This is a genomic window from Posidoniimonas polymericola, from assembly GCF_007859935.1.
GTDB classification, from domain to species: Bacteria; Planctomycetota; Planctomycetia; order Pirellulales; family Lacipirellulaceae; genus Posidoniimonas; species Posidoniimonas polymericola.
In genome coordinates this window covers 194907-212204 of the sequence record NZ_SJPO01000002.1, presented here as the reverse complement: position 1 = coordinate 212204, position 17298 = coordinate 194907, and the positions used below count along the sequence as shown (strand labels likewise).

Genomic DNA, 17298 nt, shown 5'->3' with positions numbered 1-17298 from the left:
TTCAGGCAGCCCCGGCGGGGAAAATTGCGGTGAAGCTACGCCGACAGGCTTACGGGGCGTCCGGCGTGGAGGTCCAGCAGCGTTCGAGGCGGCAGTCGTCGACTCGGTATCGGACGTACTACAGCTCGCGGCTTGTGTGTTGGGCCTCGGCGTGCTCGACCTGCTTCCGCCAGGCCGCGATCGCTTCGCGTGGCTGCGGGTAGCAGATCGTCACGCCGCGGCCCGGTGGCCGGCGGCGTCGTGCTCGGAGCGGGCCGAGGTGAAGATGGCGGCGTAGTACGGAGCCTGAGGCGTCACGGGCTCTGCCCAGTGCTAGAATACCGACGAACGAGACCGACGCCACCGAGCCTAACCGGCTTGACGTTAGCGCCCAATCGACCATGCTGAGTTGGCAAGGCGCCCGCTCCCCTCACCCACCCCACCACCCGCATGGCTCCCACTACCCGCATGGCTGTCGAAGAGAAGCTGCGTAAAGAAATCACGATGCTGGGCCAGGTGTTCGGCGAGGTCATCCTGCGGCACGCCGGCCAGGAGGCCTTCGAGCTGGTCGAGAAGGTGCGTGCCGAGGCCCGCGACTTCCGCGGTGGCGACGCCAGCATGGGCGACGCCCTGGCGAGCCTGCTGGCGGGCCTCGACGCGGACCAGCTGCGGATTGTCATCCAGTCCTTCAGCGGCTTCCTGGAACTGGCCAACCTGGCCGAGGACCGTCAGCGGGTCCGGGCCCTCCGCGAGCGGGAGCTCCGCCGCCACCCGGAGCCCCGCCGCGAGTCTGCCTTCGCCGCGGTCCAGGAGCTGGCCGCCAGCGGCCTGACCGCCGAGCAGATGGGCCAGGCGCTCGGCAAGATCGACATCGAGCTGGTCTTTACGGCGCACCCCACCGAGGCCAAGCGGAAGAGCCTCCGCAGCAAGCTGCGCAAGATGCGGGGGATGCTCGCCGAGCTCGACCGCGGCGACCTGCTGCCGGTCGAGCAGGATGAAATCATGCACGAGCTGCGGAGCGAGATCTCCAAGCTCTGGCAGACCAATCTGGTGCGGGCGTCAAAGCCGACCGTCATGGAGGAGGTGCAGCGCGGCCTGTCGTTCCAGGAGGTGCTGTGGGACACCGTGCCGCGGGTCATGGACCAGGTGCGGCGGGCGCTCAACCAGTGCTACCCCGACACGGACATCCCCACGCCGCGGATGATCCGCTTCGGCTCCTGGATGGGGGGCGACCGCGACGGCAACCCGTTTGTCACCCCCGAGTTCACTGAGCAGACCTGCATGTGGCTCCGTCAGGCGGCGCTCGAGGACCACACCAGGGCTTGCGAGGCCCTGGCCGACTCGATCAGCATCTCTTGCGGCGACACTCCGGCCTGCGAGGACCTTGCCAAGTCGGTAGCGGCCGCGTGCGAGCAGTGGCCGGTGCTGTGCGAAGAGGTGGACCGCATCGCCGATGACGAGCTGTACCGCCGCCAGTTCAAGGTGATCTCCTGGCGGCTTAAACAGACCGCCGCAATGGGCCTCAGCGGCCCCGTTCCCGAGGGGATTTACTCGTCGGTCGAGGAGCTCTGCGAAGACGTGCGGCTGGCGGAGCGATCGCTGCTGGCGACCAACAACAAGGAGATCCTCGACTCCGACCTGCGGCCCTGGCTCGACCAGATCATGGCCTTCGGGTTCCAGACCGCGCGGCTCGACATCCGCCAGCACTCCGGCGTGTACGCCAAGGTGATGGAAGAGATCTGGAAGTCGGCCCGGCTGATTTCCGACTCCGACCTGCCGCTCAGCGAGGAGCGTCGGGTTGAGCTGCTGCTCCGCACGCTGCCGGTCGCTCCCAACCTATCCCCGGTCAACCGCAGCGAGACCACCCGCGAGACGCTGGACCTGTTCCGGCTGCTGCGGCGGATCGCACGCCGGTTTGGCATGGAGAGCCTCGGCGGGCACGTGATCAGCATGACCACCAGCCCGAGCGACCTGCTAACCGTGCTGTGGCTGTGGCGGTGGTCCGAGCGGGCCGACGCCCGCAACCGCGAGTACAACGTCGAGGCCGACGCCGACCTGAGGCTGCCGATCGTGCCGCTGTTCGAGACCATCGACGACCTGCACAACGGCGCCCAAATCCTGACCGACGCCCTCGCCATCCCCGAGTACCGCGAGCACGTCCGCGGCCTGGGCGAGGAGCAGATGGTGATGGTCGGCTACTCCGACAGCACCAAGGACGGCGGCTACCTGGCCGCCCAGTGGGCCCTGCACCGTGGGCAGCTCAGCATCTTCGAGGCCGCCAAGCAGGAGGGCGTCCACGTCACGTTCTTCCACGGCCGCGGCGGCTCGCTAGGCCGCGGCGGCGGTCCAGCCGCCCGGGCGATCCTCTCCCTCCCCAGCGAGACCTTCGACGGCTCGGTCCGGCTGACCGAGCAGGGCGAGGTCCTGGCCGAACGGTACGACGACCCCAACATCGCCCACCGCCACCTGGAGCAGATGCTGTGGAGCGTGCTGACGGCCGCCTCGCTCAACTCCAGCTCCGAGGCGGGCGAGTGGCGCGGCGCCATGGACAAGCTGTCCGCGGCGTCGCTCACGGCCTACCGCCAGCTGGTCGACCACGACGGCTTCGTCGCGTTCTTCCGCTCCGCCACGCCGATCGCCGGCATCGAGCGGCTGCCCATCGGCTCCCGCCCGTCACGACGCAAAGGGGGCGACAAGATCGAAGACCTGCGGGCGATCCCGTGGGTGTTCAGCTGGACCCAGTGCCGCTGCCTGCTGCCGGCCTGGTACGGGCTGGGGACCGCGTTTGCCGAGCTGCTGGCCGCCGAGCCGGAGAGTCTCGAGCTGCTCCGCACCATGTACGAGGACTGGCGGTTCTTCCGCGCCACGATCGACAACTCGGTGCTGGCCCTCTCCAAGGCCAACGCGCCGGTGTTCAAACGCTACGCCAAACTGGCCGACGACCCCAACGCCAAGACGATCTGTGCGCTGATCGAGCAGGAGTACGACCGCACCCGCGACGCGGTGCTGGCGGTGACCGGTTGCGAAGCGTTGCTGGACGACGTGCCGTGGCTGCAGGAGTCGATCCGCCTCCGCAACCGCTACGTCGACCCGCTGAACTTCGTCCAGGTCGACGTCATGCGTCGGGCCAAGCAGACCGAAGAGGGGAGCCCGCAGGCCGAGGAGCTCGAGCGGCTCACCCAGCTGGTCATCAAGGGCGTGGCCGCCGGCATGCGGACCACAGGCTGACTGACAGCGGGCTGAGAGACGATGGGCAGAAAGTAGTACGGCCGCCTCGGCCGAGGGAGCAGGCATGCACGGCCGAGGCGGCCGTGCTACGACAAACGCCTACTCGGCCGACGCCGCTTCTTCGGCCGGCGCTGCTTCTTCTGCAGGGGCCGCTTCTGCTGCAGGCTCGGCGGCGGGCTCGTTGAGCAGCTTGTCGGCGTACGCCTTCTGCTCGACCGTGGCCGAGTAGGCCTCGACGCCGGGCGAGTACTGGCGGCTGTCCATAAGCGTGAAGCCAACAAACAGGCTGCCAAACAGGATCGTGCTCAGCAGGATAATGCCATTGAAGGCCTTGTCGTGGATCAGGTGCATGAAGATCGTCGCCACGAGGGCGGCCTTCACGGTGGCGATGCCGAGGGTGACCCAGATGTCGGCCCGGCCCAGGTCGACAAACGAGAGCGCGGAGGTGGCGATTGTCAACGCGACCAACGCGACGAACGTCGCCATCAGGGTAGCGATGCTGGTGACGTGGTGCTCGTGGGCGTCGTGCGTGTGGTCGGACATGAAAGGTCTTTGTTGAACGGCAGCCAGTAGGAACGAACAGCGAAGAGCCAACAGCCTTCGTCAATCAATCAAGCGCCTAGTGAATCAGGTACAGCAGCGGGAACAGGTAGATCCACACCAGGTCGACCAAGTGCCAGTAGAGGCCGACGTACTCGACCGGGCCGTAGCGTTCGGGGCCGAAGTCGCCGCGGGCGATGCGGCCGATAATCCAGCTGATCGCCGCTACGCCGGCCAGAATATGCAGGGCGTGCACGCCGGTCATGGCGAAGTAAATGCTGAAGAAGTTGCCAGCGTTGGCAGGTCGGCCGGCGGTGCTGATGGGAACCAGCTCGCGGGTCTCCTCGATGCCGACTCCGCCCATCTGAGCGGGTGGCGTCAGCGCGGCCTCACGGTCGACCGACTGCATCTGATCGCCTTCGGCCACCGCGCCCGCTACCGCGTGGTCGGCGTGGGCGCCGCCCTGCTCGACGTCGTCGGCGAAGGTCGGGATGTCGGAGTGCCCTGCCTCAGAATGCCCTGCCTCAGAATGCCCTGCCTCAGAATGGCCTCCCTCCGCGTGCTCACCGTGACCGGCCGCCGCGTGCTTGTCGACTTCGATCTGCTGTACGCCGTTGGCGACGACCACACCCCCGCCCATGCCGATGATCGTCAGACCCAGGCCGACGAAGATCCATGCCCTCACCGGCGACGCGTAACGCCGCAGCCAGCCGTAGGCGTACATAAGGCCGCCGATGATGAAGCTGCCCACCATCACGCCCTGCAGTCCGGTGTGCAGGCCCTCGTCGGTTAGGTGGAACTTGGGGATCGCCTCGCCGTTGGCGTCGAGCTCCAGGCCCTCGTTCCACAGGCCGTACTCACGGTCGTGGCCGGCCCAGAACAGGCCCTCGTCAAACTTGTAGCTGTACTCGACCACCTTCACGCCCATGAAGAATCCTGCGCACGCGAGCGTAAAGATGTGCATCCACAGCAGCGTCTGCTGCTGGTTCTTCTGCGCCGCCCGCACGCCCCAGGCGATCGCCAGGCTGCTCGCCAGCAGCACGATCGTGTTGAGCATCCCGAGCCAAGGGTTCAGGAAGTGGTGCGCCTGGATGAACACCTCGGGGTGGTTCGCGCGGTACACGGTGTACGCGACAAACAGCCCCGAGAAGAACAGGACCTCCTGGGCCAGGAACAACCACATCCCGAGCTTGCCGGCCTCGAACTGCTGCTCGGGCGACTCGAAGTGGTGCGCCAGCCACTCGGGGTGGTCGTGGTCGTGCCCGTGGGCGTCGTGCGTAGGAGCTTCGGCGGTGGCCATGGAGGGGCGTTGGTCGTAGGGCGTTGGGAAAGTTTGAATCGCGCGGGGCGGCGTGTCAGCCGCCCGATCATCAACGTCGGGCTAGGTCTGGGCGGGCTGCTCGTCGGGCGCCCCGACGCCGCTCCGCTTGTAGTCCGGCAAGACCTCGTAGTAGCCGTCGCCGTTCGGGTCCTCGACAAAGTTGTCGTAGACGTAGGGCGAACCCATCAGCGGGTCGACCTCGAAGTTGTGGTGCGTAGGGGGAGAGCAGCACTTCCACTCCAGCGTCGCGGCGCCCCACGGGTTGTCCGGCGCCTTGCGGCCGCGGAACAACGAGTGCACCAGCACCAACGCCGCCAGCGTCAGGCCGGCGCCCAGCAGGTACGAGCCGAACGTCGACAGGGCGTGCAGGCCTTCGAACTCCGGCTTGTAGCTGGCGTACCGACGCGGCATGCCCTGCGTGCCAAGGATAAACTGCGGGAAGAAGGTCACATTGAACCCAACGAACACCAGCAGGGCCGCGATGTTGGCCCACAGCTCGTTGTACATCTTGCCGAACATCTTTGGCCACCAGTGGTGCAGGGCCGACAGGAACGCCACCAGCGTTCCGCCCATCATCACGTAGTGGAAGTGCGACACCACGAAGTACGTGTCGTGCAGGTGCACGACAGTCGCCAGCGAGCCGAGGTACAGGCCCGTCAGGCCGCCGATGGTGAACAGGAACATGAACGCCAGGGCGTACGTCATCGAGGCGTTGTAGTGGATGTTGCCCTTGTACAGGGTCGCCAGCCAGTTGAAGACCTTGATTGCCGACGGGATGCTCACGCTGAACGTCAAGAAGCTGAAGATCACGGTCGCCAGGTTGCTCTGGCCAGAGGTGAACATGTGGTGGCCCCACACCAGGAAGCCCAGCAGAGCGATCGCGATCGAGCTGTAAGCGATGAACGTGTAGCCGAAGATGTGCTTGCGGGCGTACACCGGGATGACCTCGCTGATCACGCCCATCGCGGGCAGGATCATGATGTACACGGCCGGGTGCGAGTAGAACCAGAAGAAGTGCTGGTACAGGACCGGGTCGCCGCCCAGGGCCGGGTCGAAGATGCCGACCCCCAGAGCCTTCTCGACCGTCAGCAGCAGCACGGTGATCGCCAGCACGGGGGTCGCCAGCACCTGGATGATGGCGGTCGCGTACAGGGCCCACAGCATCAGTGGCATGCGGAACCAGGTCATCCCCTTGGGACGCATCGTGTTGACGGTCACCACGAAGTTGATGCCGGTGAAGATCGAGCTGAAGCCGAGGATAAACACGCCGAGCGTGGCCGCGATCACCGGCCCGTTGGTCGTTGTGCTGTACGGAGTGTAGAACGTCCACCCGGTGTCGAGCCCGGTGGTCAGCAGGGCGGTCATAAAGAACAACGCGCCCACCACCCACAGGTGGAAGCTCGCCAGGTTGAGACGCGGGAACGCCACGTCCTTGGCGCCCAGCATCATCGGCAGCACAAAGTTGCCCAGCGCCGCCGGGATGCTCGGGATGATGAACAGGAACACCATCACGGCGCCGTGCAGCGTGAACGCCACGTTGTAGGCGTCCTTCGCGGCGGCGATGTTGGGTTCCTCGCCGGTCTGCTGCACGAAGTTGGTGAAGAAGTCCACCTCCGGCGTCAGCAGCTCGGTGCGGACCAGCAGCGCAAGCACGCCGCCGAGCAGGAACGCGGTGAGCACGCCCACCAGGTACATCACGCCGATCCGCTTGTGGTCGAGCGTGAAGATCCACGACATGATCCCGCCACCGGTCAGGTAGCTGGGGCCCTGCGGGTTAACGATCCGAGTGCCGGAGGGGGTACTAAAGTTGGCGCCGTCGGTTTGGGCGATCATGGCAACTACTGCTTATCTTTTGCTTACGGTTCACCAAGCGTGACGCTGGCCGCGGCCGTGTGTGCCGGGCATCCCCGGTCGGCCACGCCCCTGGTGAGGCTAATACTAGGTTTCGCTCTGGGTCGACTCTTCGTCGGACGCGGGCTCCTCGGGAGCGTCGGCGGCCCCCTCGGCGTCGGACGCTTCTTCGGCGTCGGCTGCTCCGGATGTCTCTGCTGGCTCCGACGACTCGGCCGTGTCGCCCTCCTCCTCACCTTCTTTCGGTGCCCAGTCCTCGGGCTGCTCTTCGTTCAGGCTGCGGATGTACTGGCGGAGGGCAAAGATCTCGTCCTCGTTCAGCTGACCTTGGAAGGTCGGCATGATTGGCTTGTAGCCCTTGCGGATCTTCGCCTGCGGGTTGAGGATCGACTCGCGGATGTACTCCGCGTCCATCTTGTGGGGCTCGGCGTTGGTGAACTCGACCATCTCGCCGTAGTGCCCCTTGAAGCTCGGGCCGCCGGCGCCGGGATTGTCGGTGCCGTCGATCGAGTGGCACTGCGCGCAGCCGCGACGCTTGTACAGCTTCTCGCCGACTTCCAGGGGCGTGCCCTGGGCCCGCGGGTCGCTGGCGGTCTTCTTCCACTGCTCGAAGCCCGCCGCGTCGTAGACGACGCACTTGGTGATCATCGACGAGTGGCCCGTGCCGCAGTACTCCGTGCAGAACAGGTCGTAGCCGTCAACGCCGGCGGCGTCCTTGTAGGTGGCGCTGCCGTCCGAGTAGACGTTCTCGGTTTGGTCGTCGTTGTCCCACTTGCCGTCTTCTACCTTGTCGGACGCAACAGTCGCCTCGAACCACAGTTCGTTGTAGCGGCCCGGCACGCAGTCCATCTTCACCCGGAACGCCGGGATGTAGAGGCTGTGGATCACGTCGGTCGACGACAAGATCAGCTTGATCGGCGTGTCCTTGGGGACGTGCAGCTCGGCGGAGGTGATGCCCTCCTTCGGGTAGTAGAACGACCAGCTCCACTTCTGCGCGATCACCTCGATCTCGTACGCGTTGGCCGGCGCGTTACGCATCGCGATGTACCCGACGAACCCCTGGAAGAAGATCCAGATCGCCAGGATCAGGGGGATCACGCTCCACGTGATCTCCAGCGCGTTGTTGTGGTGCGAGGTGTGCTCTTCACGGTGGCCCGGGCGGGCGCGGTACTTCCACATGAACAACAGCATCAGCGCGATGATCAGCACGAAGAAGAACGTGCAGATCACCGAGATCACCATGAACAAGTTGTCCACGTGGTGCGCGGTGGTCGAAGCGCCAGGGCGGAACCACTCGGCCAGCAGCGCCGGGGCCATCTGGGCGGGGCTCGTCAGGTTGGACAGCACAGGGAGCGTCATGTCGCTTGGGGGTCCGGGGTATCGACGGGCGCGGCGTCTTCGGTGGCGGCAGAGGCCGACGAACCCCGCCGCACCCAGAAGGGCAGCAGGCCAGCGGCCAGGGCCATCACCGTCACCGCGGCGCCAGCACTCATAATGTTGCGAGCCACAGGCCCGTACCGGCCCTTGGTCTCGTCGTAGTGGAAGCAAAACAAGATGATCTGGTCCATCGCCGTGCCGACCTTGCCGTCGGCCGCCTCGACCAGGGAAAGACGCACCGTCTTCGGTTCGAACATCACCCCGTACAGGTACCGCGACACCATCCCCTCGGGCGAGCAGACCATCACCGCCGCGGTGTGGGCGAACTCGCCCCGGTCGGGGACGAACTTGTAGCGGAAGCCGACCGCGTCGGCGAGCGCCGTGATGTTCTCCTGCGTGCTGGTCAGGAAGTGCCAGCCGCCGGTTGACCCAGCGCGGCCGTAGTTCCCGGCGTACAGCTTCTCGGTCTCCTTGGCCCGCTGCGGGCTCTCACGCGGGTCGATGCTGACGCTCACCACGTCAAACTCCTCGCCGACCGTCATCTCCATCTGCTTGAGCGCGTCGGTCAGCCCGTTGAGCTGCACGCGGCACAGCATCGGGCAGTCCGAGTAGTTGAGCGACAGCAGCACCGGGCGTTCGCCGTCGAACAGGTCGGCCAGGCTGATGGCGCGGCCGTTCTCGTCACGGAACTTGAGGTTCAGCGGTATCTGTCCGCCCCGCTTCTCGTCGACGCCGACTTCCTGCAGCTCGTCCGGCTTGTCCTCGAGCAGCTGCCCCTGCGCGCACGCCGGGCCTAGCAGGGCCAGGGCGGTCAGGCTGAGCAGGATCAGGCGCATGGGGATTTAGCGGCTAGGGGCTATTCGGACGAACTCTCTTCGGACGCTTCGGGCGACGCTTCGTCGTTCGGCTGTTCGGCCGCGGCGTCGCCCTGTTCGTTGGACGGCGAGTCCGACGCGAGCTCCGCCAGTACTAGATTCATAGCGCGGTCGATCGGCAACGAGTAGACCCCCGGCTGGCCGGCGATCTCGTGCGGCGGGCCCATCAGCGACGAGTCCTGGGCGATGATGGTGCTGTCCTCTTCGGTGCGCTGATGCGTTTTCGCCTTGGCGGCCGAGTCGATTTTTACGTAGGCCTCGTAGAGCGCCTGCACGCCGAGCGCGGACGCCAGCACCAGGGCGGTGGAGATCAGCCCCACCATCACAATGGTGGTGGTGTTCAGGTCGTCGCCTTCGACCCCCCCCTCGGAAGGGGGCAGGGCGGCTTGGGGAGCATCGTCGCTCATAGGTCTGCTAGCGTTTGACAGCGGTCGGATTGGGAGACGCGGCTCGGCTCTCGCCACCGCGACTCGTCATTGGTTGGGTCGCTTAATGGTTGACGTACGTCAGGGCCTCGCGCATCCGCGGGTCCTTGATCGGCACCAGCCACTTGCGGGAGGTCCCACGGGCAATCGCGCCAATCAGCACCAGCAGCATGCCGCCCAGGCACAACGCCTCGAGCACGAACGGCGGGGCCGAGCCCGGCGTGTTCTCCGTGAAGTCGTAGGTCACGTTGAGCGTCGGCATCACGATGTAGTAGTGGTCGTACCAGTGCACAGCCAGCAGGTAGGCGGCCCAGGCCGCCATCAGGCCCGGGGTGCGGCGGATCCGCTTCGACATGAAGCCGAGGAACGGGATCAGCAGGTGCGTGATGAACAACCAACCGGTCATCGAAGAGATGCCAAACGGCGAGTTGGCGCCGCGGTCGGCGTACCACTTGGTCTCCTCAGGGACGTTCGCGTACCAGATCAGCATGAACTGGCTGAAGGTCACGTAGCCCCAGAAGATCACCATGGCGAACATCAGCTTGGCGATATCGTGCCGCTGCTCGATGCGGACTGACTGGGTCACCATGCCGCGGCTCTGCAGCAGGTGGATCATCAGGGTTAGCAGGGCGAGGAAGCCCATCACGCTGCCCGCCCAGTAGTAGACGCCAAACATCGTGCTGAACCAGATCGGGTCGAGCGACATCATCCAATCGAACGCGGCCACGTTGAGGCTCAGCGCGAACAACGCCATCAGCGGGCCGCTCCAGCGGGCGAGCCCACGCAGCGTCGCGACGCTGCCGGTCTTGTCGACCTTGAGCGAGCCCTTGACCATGATCCGCGAGGCGAACCACCAGATCGAGAAGATGATCGCCGCCCGGATCACAAACCAGTTCGGCGCCAGGTAGTCCATTTTCGCCGCGAGCACCGGGTCGTCCGCGGTCGCGGCGCGGTCGCTCCACGGGTAGAGGGCGCCGGTGTCGTCGTTCATGACGAACACGGCTATCGGCACAAACAGCAGGATGATCACCGGCATCGCGCTGGCGACGATTTCCGCCAGGCGGCGGATCGAGGTCGCCCAGTAAGCGCCGAACAGGTGGCACGCCAGCGTGAAGAACAGCCCGCCGATCACGAAGCTCGCGACATACACGAAGTTCAGCAGGTACGCGTGCCAGAAGTGCGCCGCGCTGCCGGTCGAGACGCCGATCGCGGCGGCGATGATCAGCAGCACCGCACCGGCGATCAGGGCCGGCCCGGCAAGCGGGGAGAACGTCGTCCCGGCCGAGAGCTCCTCGGGCACGGCGTCGGTTTGGGTGGTCGCGGCGGTGGCCATATCAGGCGGTCGTCGTGGGGCGCGGGGCGTTAGTAATTGGTGGTGTTCGCCAGGCGCTAGTTGCCGCCCGGCGGTAGTCGCTGTCTCGCAAACGCTGGCTCTTTAACTCGGCTGCTTACCGCTTGGGGCGCAGCTCCTCGGGGATCTCATCCAGCGAGGCGTGCTGGCTCTTCTGCAGCGCCCGGACGTAGAGCACAATTGCCCAGCGGTCCTCGGCGTCAACCTGCAGTCGGTAGCCCGGCATCTTGCGGATGCCGTTGGTGATCGTGTTGTAGATGCGGCCGACCGGCTGCTCGCGTACCGCCTGGTCGTGCAGGCTCAGCGGCCTGGTCCAGGTCCCCTGGTTCAGGCTCAGGGCCCGCGTTGTGACCAGGCCCTCGCCGTAGCCGGCCTTGCCATGGCAGGTGGCGCAGTAAATGTCGAATCGTTCCCGCCCCCGCTCCATCAGCTCCTCGGTGACCTCCACCGGGAAGTCCTTGGTCCAGTTGGGTTCGGGGGGCGCCTCCGCGGGGGCGTCGCCCTCGACCTGGGCGCTGACAAACTGGGCGGGCACACCGCGGTGGGCGGCGACGCCGTCGGGCTCGATGCCCTCGAAGTAGCGCTGGTCCTGCTGTTCCTGGAGCGAACCCCACGCGACCGTGCCGGCCGGGGCCTTACGCATGGCCCGGCCGTCGGCGAACAGGTCGCTCGTGGTCTGCGGCTTGAACTTCGCCTGGTAGTCCATGTCCCACCACAGTGACAACCGCGGGCTGGTCGACGTGCCGGCGGCGGCGGCCACCCACAGCGGCGGGACCAACGCCACCGCGGCGCCCACGGCGCCCACGGCGAGCAGGAACGCCGGGACCTGACGGCCCTCGACCACCTCGGAAATCGGTTCGACGCTCGTCGCGCCGATCGAGTTCAGCCAGTCGGAGGTCGCGGTCTCGTCGAACTTGTCGTCGCCGGCGTCGATCCACAGGAAGAAGCCGTCGTTCGTGACGCGGCTAAACCGCTCGCTGCGGAACAGCGGGTTGTGCAGTTTCGGCAGGCCGTTGAGGGCGAACATCCCAAAGAACGCCGTCAGCGAGCTGAACAGGATGATCAGCTCGAAGGTCACCGGGATGTTGGCCGGCAGGCTGAAGATCGGCTTCGCGCTGATCGGGAACTGGTAGCCGCTGTAGATGAACGGGAACTCGACGCCGTTCACGTAGTACTGCAGGCATAGCGCCACCAGGCAGCCGGTCACGCCTCCGCAGAACACCAGCCACGGCAGGATCGTCTTGGGCGCGCGGAGCGCCTCGTCGATCCCGTGGAGCGGGAACGGGCTGAAGCCGTCGACCTTGCGGTAGCCCTCGTCGGTGGTCTTGCGCGCGGCCGCCACGAGGTCGTGCGCGTCCGGGAACTGGGCTAGCACGCCAAGCAGCTGGGGCTCGGTGGGCGTCGTGTTGTTGGCGTCGTCGGACATGGGGGCGTGTTGTGCTGCTAACTCGCTTTGAAAATCACCGGGTCAGATCGGCCGGGGCTAGTGCCCGTGGCGTTCCATGTGCATCACCTGCTTGACCTCCGCCATCGCGATGATGGGCAGGAAGCGGCAGAACAGCAGGAACAGGGTAAAGAACAGGCCGAAGCTGCCGATCAGCATCAGGATGTCCACCAGCGTCGGCTTGAACAGGCCCCAGCTGGACGGGAGGAAGTCGCGGTGCAGGGTCATCACGATCACGAACCGCTCGAACCACATGCCGATGTTAATGAAGATCGAGATGATGAACATCAACAGCGGGCTGGTGCGGACCGCCTTGATCCAGAACAGCTGCGGGGAGATCACGTTGCAGGAGACCATGATCCAGTAGGCCCACCAGTACGGCCCGAACGCCCGGTTCACGAACGCGAATTGCTCGTACGAGTTGCCCGAGTACCAGGCGATGAAGAACTCGGTGCCGTAGGCGAAGCCGACCATCGACCCGGTGGCGATGATGATCTTGCACATATTCTCCAGGTGCCGCGTGGTCACCAGGTGCTTCAGGCCGAACCACTCGCGGGCCGGGACCATCAGCGTCAGCACCATGCCGAAGCCGCTGAACACGGCGCCCGCGACGAAGTACGGCGGGAAGATCGTGGTGTGCCAGCCCGGGAGTTGCGCGACCGCGAAGTCGAAACTAACGATTGTGTGCACCGAGAGCACCAGCGGCGTGGCCAACGCGGCGAGCAGGCCGTAGGCCTTCTCGTACACGTGCCAGTGCCCGGCTGAGCCGGTCCAGCCCATCGACAGCAGTCCGTAGGCGAACCGACGGATCGGGTGCTTCGCGCGGTCACGCAGGGTGGCCAGGTCGGGGATCATGCCCATGTACCAGAACAGCAGCGAAACCGTCGCGTACGTGCCGACCGCGAACACGTCCCACAAGAGCGGGCTGCGGAACTGCGGCCACATCGACAACTGCGAGGTCGGCAGCGGGAACAGCCAGTAGGCGAACCACGCCCGGCCGACGTGGATGCCGGGGAACGTGCCGGCGCAGACGACCGCGAAGATGGTCATCGCCTCGGCGAAGCGGTTGATGCTGGTCCGCCAGTGCTGGCGGAACAGGAACAGGATCGCGGAGATCAGCGTGCCGGCGTGGCCGATGCCGACCCAGAACACGAAATTCACGATCGGCCAGCCCCAGAACACGGGGTTGTTGTTGCCCCACACGCCGACTCCCGTGATCAGCAGCCAGCCGATCAGCGCGCCGAACATGCCGGCAACGTTCGCCGCGATGAAGAACGAAACGAACCACGCAATCGGCGGCCGCGGGTTCTCGGCGATCGAGCAGACGGTCTCGGTGATCGAGTCGTAGGTCGTGTTCTCGCCTTGCACCAGGTGCGGCTCGACCCACTCCTCGGTGGGCGAGATGTCCGGGTTGCCAAAGGCGAAGTCGGCTGTGGCCATAGTGAACGTGTCGGTGGTTGGTTTTTCGGGTCCCGGTCGGGTGCAAACCCAGTCAATCGGGTCCGGCCGTCCGGGGCTCGGTATTCGCTGTGCGGTAGTCGTTAAGCGGTGTGGTTGGCCTGCTCGGCCTCGCGGTTCTCTTGCCCGGCCTCGCCGTGCTCGGCGTCACCATGATCGGCATCGTTGTGGCCCTCAGCCCCATGCTCGTCGGCGCCGTGCCCGCCCTCGCCGTGCCCACCGTGGGCGTGCAGCGTCGGCTCGGCCGGCAGGTACTTCTTGAGCGCCGCGTGCGGGTTGCGGATGCGGGCCAGGTACTGCGTGCGGGGCCGCAGGTGCAGGCCGTCGAGCATGCCGTAGGCGCGGCCGCTGGCGTGCGCCTGCGCCACCTTGCTGTCCTTGTCGTTGAGGTCGCCGAACTCGATTGCGCGGGTCGGGCAGGCCTCCTGGCACGCGGTCACGACGTCGCCGTCGACCATCTCGCGTCCCTCGACCTTGGCGTCGATCCGGGCGTGGGAAATCCGCTGAGTGCAGTAGGTGCACTTCTCCATCACGCCGCGGTGGCGGATGGTCACTTCGGGGTTCATCACCAGACGCTGCAACTCGCGGTTGGCGTTGACCTTGGGCTCGTTGATTTTGCCGGCCGGCCAGTCGCCACGCTCCAGTTCCCAGTTGTAGTGGAAGTAGTTGAAGCGGCGGACCTTGAACGGGCAGTTGTTCGCGCAGTACCGCGTGCCGACGCAGCGGTTGTAGACCATGTCGTTCAGGCCCTCGGCGCTGTGCACCGTGGCGGCGACCGGGCAGACCTGCTCGCAGGGGGCGGTCTCGCACTGCTGGCAGGCGACCGGCTGGTGGACGACGGTCGGGCTGTCGGCGAACTCACCCCCTTCTTCGCTGCGGAAGTAGCGGTCGACGCGGATCCAGTGCATCTCGCGGCCGCGGCTCACCATGTCCTTGCCGACGACCGGGATATTGTTCTCTGCCTGGCAGGCGACCGTGCAGGCGTTGCAGCCGATGCACTTGTTGAGGTCGATCGCCATGCCCCAGGCGTTGTTGGTCGTCGAGGCGTACAGGTTCGGCGACACGTCGTCGGACGCGTCCTCGCGGGAGAAGGTCGGCTCCTTCCACAAGTTCTTGGTCGCAATGTGGTGGCCCATCTCCTGGGCGAACGCCTTGTGCTCTTGGTAGAACTCCTGCGACGCCTCGCGGATGAACTCGAACGAACGCTCGGTGATCGCCTCGAGACCACCGACGTCGATCGCGTGGTGGTCCTGGGTGGTCGCCAGGGTGTAGCTGCCGCCGGCGCCCTTCACCGACACGTCGGTGGTCAGCACCCGCGAGCCGTCGGTGGTGCGGAGCTGATAGGCGTCGAAGCCGACCGGATCAGCAGCCAGCGGGAACCAGGTCCCCTTGATGCCGTCCGGGTACAGGCCCTGCACCGCGTCGCCCGACTCGTCGAGCAGGCCGCCGACGCGGCCGGCGGCCGTGCGGCCGTAGCCGAGCGCGACGCCGATCGAGCCCTGGGCCTGACCGGGCTGAATGTACACCGGCAGGTCGAGCGACTGCCCGCCCACGGTCACCGTGATCATCTGGCCCTGCTTGACGTTCATCGCCTTGGCGGTGGCCGGGTTGACCAGCGCGGCGTTGTCCCACGTCAGCTTGGTGATGAAGTCGGGGGTCTCTTGCAGCCAGCCGTTGTTGGCCAGCCGGCCGTCGTAGGTGCTCTCGCTGGCGGTCAGCACCACCTCAAACTCGGGCGCCTCGACGGACTCGAAACTGAAATCTTTGATGCCCGGGCTGGCGGCCTCGGCGGCGCTGTCGGCCAGGAAGCCGTCCTGCACCAACTGGTCCCAGCCGGAGTCGTCGAGGCCGCCGACCTTCTCGGCGACCGCGGCGCGGACAAAATCACGGGCCGAATCTTTCACGCCGGCCAGCACGCACAGCAGCTCGATCGCCGAGCGGCCGCCCAGCAGCGGGTCGATCAGCGGCTGCTGAACGCCGACCGCGCCGTCCCAGCCGACCGTGTCGCCCCACGACTCGAAGGGGTGGGTCTCGGGCAGGCTCCAGGTGCAGAGCCGAGAGGTCTCGTCGTCGTACGGGCTGAGGTGGATCGAGGTCGCGACCTCGCCGAGCCGCTTCTCGAAGTCGAGGTCGACCGGGGCGTCGTAGATCGGGTTGCCGCCGAGGATCAGCAGCGTGTCGACCCGTCTCGCGGCGATCTCGCCGGCCAGGTCGGCCAGCGGCTTGACCTCGGCCGGGCCCGCGGGCTCCGCCGCGTAGAGGACCGTTTCGCCGGCGTTGCCGAGCAGGTCGTTGATCTTGTGAGCCAGGGCAAACGCCTCGGCCGATTGGCAGCCGCCAACCGCCACGACGCCCGCGCCCTTGTGGGCCAGCAGGTCCTCGGCCAGGGCGGCCAGGAACTGGTCTTCGCTGGCGGAATTGGCGTCCTGCTCGCCCTCGGGCACGGTGACCTCGCCCGACTCGACCAGCGACAGCAGCTTGGCCAACGCCGCTGGGATCGCCGAAGACCTGAGCGGCAGGCGGTGATCGGCGCAACCGCCGGTCATGCTGAACTGGCTCTCGACACAGTAGAGCCGGTTCATGTCGCCGTCGGGGTCGCGGCCGTCGGCGTAGTCGCGGGCCAGCGCCAGCGACTCGGGGTGATCCTTCAGCAGGTCGCTGTCGAAGCAGGCGATGACCCGCGCGCCCTGCAGGTTGTAACGGGTGCGGACGCGCTCGCCAAAGGCGAGCTCGGCGCCCGCCAGTTCGCTGTCGCGCGCCAGCGGGGCGTACTCGTAGACCTTGGCTTGGGGCAGCTTTTCGAGCACGGCCTTGAGCGCCGCGTCGAGCGACACCGAGTGGGTCGGCTGCTTGAGCACGGCGAAGGTCCCGCCGCCGCTCTCGCCGAGCTTCTCGACAACCGCGGCGATGGCAGCGTCGACCTCCGACCAGTCGGCGTTGGACGCCCCCTTGCCGGAGCGGTCGATCGGTTGCTGCTGGCGATCCGGGTCGTACAGCGCGAGGGTCGCTGCCTGGCTGAAGGTGTCGCTGCCGCCGCGCACCGCCGGGTGGTTGGGGTTGCCGTCGACCTTGATCGGGCGGCCGTCGTAGCAGGAGACCAGCAGGTGCCGCGGGGCGCCGGCCCAGTCGATGCTGGTGGCGTACTTGGTGATCGAGCCGGGCACGTAGCCCTCGGGGCGATCGCTGAACGTGGCGATCTGCTCGGTCTTCCAGCGGCAACCCTGCGCGGCCGCCAGGGCGAACGACGCGCTCATCAGCTGCATCCACCGGCGGCGGCTGATGCCCGCGGGGATCTCGTCGGCCGCCTGGGGGAACTCGCGGTGCACAAACTCCATGAACTCGGGAGTCTGCTGCAGCTCGTCGATGCTACGCCAGTAGGGGCTGGCCGAAGAGCTGCGGGTGCGGGTTGGGGTGCTTGCTTCGCTCATCGCGTGAGGCTGGTTCTGATC

Annotated in this window: 11 protein-coding genes; 1 reads left to right on the top strand and 10 read right to left on the bottom strand. The window is 66.6% G+C overall.

Annotated features, from left to right (window positions below):
* Positions 1-429 precede the first annotated feature (429 nt).
* On the top strand, positions 430-3207 hold the full coding sequence (ppc, locus tag Pla123a_RS04915; protein WP_146584475.1) for a phosphoenolpyruvate carboxylase: 2778 nt from the start codon (positions 430-432) through the stop codon (positions 3205-3207).
* Between the two features lie 99 nt (positions 3208-3306).
* On the opposite strand, the gene Pla123a_RS04910 is transcribed toward ppc, so the two are convergent.
* From Pla123a_RS04910 to Pla123a_RS04860, 10 genes are all read right to left on the bottom strand, one after another.
* The gene (locus tag Pla123a_RS04910) at positions 3307-3750 is read right to left on the bottom strand and encodes a cytochrome C oxidase subunit IV family protein (RefSeq protein WP_146584473.1); all 444 of its coding nucleotides are present in this window, start codon (positions 3748-3750) and stop codon (positions 3307-3309) included.
* Positions 3751-3826: 76 nt separating this feature from the next.
* Positions 3827-5047, bottom strand: coding sequence for a cytochrome c oxidase subunit 3 (locus Pla123a_RS04905; protein ID WP_231956326.1), 1221 nt, complete (start codon positions 5045-5047; stop codon positions 3827-3829).
* Between the two features lie 81 nt (positions 5048-5128).
* Positions 5129-6901, bottom strand: coding sequence for a cytochrome c oxidase subunit I (locus tag Pla123a_RS04895; protein WP_146584471.1), 1773 nt, complete (start codon positions 6899-6901; stop codon positions 5129-5131).
* A 105-nt stretch (positions 6902-7006) separates the two neighbouring features.
* Positions 7007-8278, bottom strand: coding sequence for a cytochrome c oxidase subunit II (locus Pla123a_RS04890; RefSeq protein WP_197527685.1), 1272 nt, complete (start codon positions 8276-8278; stop codon positions 7007-7009).
* Positions 8275-9132 carry an SCO family protein gene (locus Pla123a_RS04885; protein WP_146584469.1) on the bottom strand — a complete coding sequence of 286 codons (858 nt, stop codon included), beginning with the start codon at positions 9130-9132 and terminating at the stop codon, positions 8275-8277. Before Pla123a_RS04885 ends, Pla123a_RS04890 begins: the two co-directional genes overlap by 4 nt.
* A 20-nt stretch (positions 9133-9152) precedes the next feature.
* Positions 9153-9578, bottom strand: coding sequence for a hypothetical protein (locus Pla123a_RS04880; protein WP_146584467.1), 426 nt, complete (start codon positions 9576-9578; stop codon positions 9153-9155).
* A gap of 82 nt (positions 9579-9660) precedes the next feature.
* Positions 9661-10929 carry a hypothetical protein gene (locus Pla123a_RS04875; protein ID WP_146584465.1) on the bottom strand — a complete coding sequence of 423 codons (1269 nt, stop codon included), beginning with the start codon at positions 10927-10929 and terminating at the stop codon, positions 9661-9663.
* 115 nt (positions 10930-11044) lie between these two features.
* Positions 11045-12373, bottom strand: coding sequence for a quinol:electron acceptor oxidoreductase subunit ActD (locus Pla123a_RS04870; protein ID WP_146584463.1), 1329 nt, complete (start codon positions 12371-12373; stop codon positions 11045-11047).
* A gap of 57 nt (positions 12374-12430) precedes the next feature.
* Entirely contained in the window at positions 12431-13831 is a 1401-nt protein-coding gene (gene nrfD, locus Pla123a_RS04865; RefSeq protein WP_146584461.1) for an NrfD/PsrC family molybdoenzyme membrane anchor subunit, read from the bottom strand.
* A gap of 101 nt (positions 13832-13932) precedes the next feature.
* Entirely contained in the window at positions 13933-17277 is a 3345-nt protein-coding gene (locus Pla123a_RS04860; protein ID WP_146584459.1) for a TAT-variant-translocated molybdopterin oxidoreductase, read from the bottom strand.
* Between the last annotated feature and the right edge of the window lie 21 nt (positions 17278-17298).